We start from the raw sequence: 2,748 nt of genomic DNA, 5'->3' as shown, positions 1-2,748 counted from the left end.
GATCGATAATTGGTGTACTGGTTATGAGCAGCAAATACGCGAAAAAGGTGGTATCGGATTCTTCTTAGGTGGTATTGGACCTGATGGTCACATTGCCTTTAATACTCGTGGTTCTGACCATTACTCAACAACTCGATTAACCAAAACGAATTTCGAAACTCAAGCAGTTGCTGCTGGTGACCTAGGAGGTATCGAAGTTTCAAGAAATCGTTTGGTTATCACAATTGGGTTGGATACAATTACTCATAACCCAGATGCTGTATCGATTATCTTTGCAGCAGGCGAGGCTAAGGCTAATATTGTAAAAGGATCCCTGGAAAGCGAACCCGATGCTATTTATCCGGCAACTGTATTACAACGCCAGAAGAACAGTCGTTTTTATTTAACTACTGGAGCGGCTTGCAAACTAACTGACAGTGTAAACCGTTATTACAATTCAGGTGATTGGTCCCATACCAAGACTGAGAAGTCTGTTATCGATCTTTGTAATAAATCGAACACATATGGTCATCATCTAACTCTAGAAGATTTAAAAGCAGATCCATACACCAGCCTAATTCCTAATCTTAATGAAGGAACAGTTCAATCTGTGATCGATTCGATTAAAGGAAAACTTGATAAGGGTATGAAGCCTGATGAGAATGAAACGGTTTATCATACAGGACCTCACCATGACGATATCATGTTGGGTATTATGCCATTCACGAATCGTCAAATGCGTTCGGCAAGTAACGATATTCACTTCTCGGTTCTGACTTCTGGTTTTACAGCAGTAACCAATCGTTTTGTAATTGATGTTTTAAAGGAATGTCAAGGTTTCATTGCAAATGGCAAGATAGAAATGCTGAATTATCCTGACTTTTTCGAAGTTGGATACAATAAGAAGTGGGATAAGGATGTTTATCACTTTTTGAATTCGGTTGCAGCCCGAAATGCAAATGGTAAACGAAGAGGTTTGTGTCACCGTCTAGTTAGAGCTATTGTTGACACTTGGAAAGTTACTAATAAGGAAAACCTTGATGTGACTATTGAAAGTATTATTCTCGATCTTGAATCGTGTTACGATGGAGGGAAAAATTCTCCTGAAGTTCAGAAGATGAAGGGTATGATTCGTGAGTTCGAAGAAGAGCTGGTTTGGGCGCATTTTGGAACGCCTGTTAAGAATGTTCACCATTTACGATTGGGATTCTATAAGGGAGATGTGTTTACTGAAAGCCCAGAAAAGAATCGTGATATGCTTCCTGTTCTTGAAGAATTTAGAAAGCATAAGCCAACGACTATTAGTTTGGCGATGGATCCTGAGGGGTCTGGACCCGATACTCACTATAAGGTACTACAAGCCATTGCAGGAGCTGTTAAAGAGTGGAAAGAAGAAGAAGATCTTTCGAACTTAAGAATCATCGGTTATAGAAATGTTTGGTTTAAATATCATCCTGCTGAAGCTGATACCATTGTCCCGGTTTCATTGAATGCTTTAGATGTTCTTGAGAATTCATTTACGGAATCGTATATGAGTCAGGTTAATGCTTCTTTCCCAAGTTACGAATACGACGGGAAATTTAATGAACTGACTCAGAAGGTTTGGGTCGATCAGTTGAAACAAATTCAGATGTTATTGGGTAAGAACTTCTTCTACGAGAATAATCATCCTTTGGTTCGTGCGACACACGGACTATTATATATGAAAGAAATGTCCGCTGACGAGTTTGTAGCTATGGCTCAAGACTTGGAAAAAGCAGTTGAAGAGAATCCGTTTTAGATCCACACTCTAAAATGGAATAGGGTTGGAGGATTTTATTCTTTCAACCCTTTTTTTACTTTTACATATAACTCCAAATACAATTTTCATGAGAACATATAGCGTAAAACAAATCGCATCCAATCAACTGACTCTTGATGGAAATACAATGAATCCTATATGGGATAATGCTAATGTTACGGATGATTTTTCATTCCCATGGGAGGATGAAACGCCACCTAGAACTAGCTTTAGAGCCTTGTACGATAAGGATTATTTTTATTTCAGGTTCGATGTCGAGGACGATAATGTTTTAACATATGTAAAGGATGATCATAAAATGGAAGTGGTCGATTCTGATCGTGTTGAGATCTTTTTTAGACAAGATGAAAAATTGAATCCTTATTATTGTCTAGAGATGGATGCACGTGGGAGAGTATTAGACTATGTAACTCGATATTACCGTGATTTTGATTACGAGTGGCAGTGGCCAGGATCTGATAGCCTCTTAGTAAAAGCAAGGGAGAATAGCCAAGGTTATGTGGTCGAAGGAAAAATCACTTTATCTTCATTAATGGAATTAGGATTATTAAAAGATAATATTTTACAAGCGGGGCTATACCGTGGTTATTGTATGAAACTCCCTGATCCAGAAGCAAAATTGAAATGGATTTCTTGGGTGAATCCAGAATCAACCAAGCCCGATTTTCATATCCCATCTTCATTTGGGTCTCTAAAATTTCAGGTTAAATTGGATTATTAATTAACGAAAAAGCGATTAATTTTTACAGAAACAAGCCTCAATTTACGTTTATTGGTAAATTGAGGCTTTTCACAAATAGATATTTTATTTAGATCTATTTCAACAAACTTAAAAACAAAAAAGGTTTAATGAAATACCAAATTGTGTTATGATATTGAGTTTTGCTCAAGCTTCATTAATAAATCATACACTATTGAAAGCCCTTGAGTTGATTCAAGTAACGAATCAGGAGTAATATTTCCTAATG

The 2,748-nt window shown here is 37.2% G+C and carries 2 protein-coding genes; both read left to right on the top strand.

Annotation, left to right across the window (positions count from 1 at the left end; genetic code table 11):
- The coding region (locus ABY905_RS16095) for a glucosamine-6-phosphate isomerase (protein WP_372645715.1) at positions 1 to 1,759 on the top strand (1,759 nt) is incomplete at its 5' end.
- Between the two features lie 88 nt (positions 1,760 to 1,847).
- Positions 1,848 to 2,501 (top strand): carbohydrate-binding family 9-like protein, encoded by a 654-nt coding sequence (locus ABY905_RS16090; RefSeq protein WP_372645713.1) that lies wholly within the window; start codon positions 1,848 to 1,850, stop codon positions 2,499 to 2,501.
- Positions 2,502 to 2,748: the final 247 nt, after the last annotated feature.

The organism is Ancylomarina sp. (assembly GCF_041555295.1).
Lineage (GTDB): Bacteria > Bacteroidota > Bacteroidia > Bacteroidales > Marinifilaceae > Ancylomarina.
The sequence above is the reverse complement of the archived record's forward strand: the minus strand, read 5'-3'. Positions and strand labels throughout refer to the sequence as shown.

Excerpts from the sequence above, each read along its gene's own strand:
- ABY905_RS16090 (WP_372645713.1), top strand. The coding sequence starts at position 1,848 with ATGAGAACATATAGCGTAAAACAAATCGCATCCAATCAACTGACTCTT.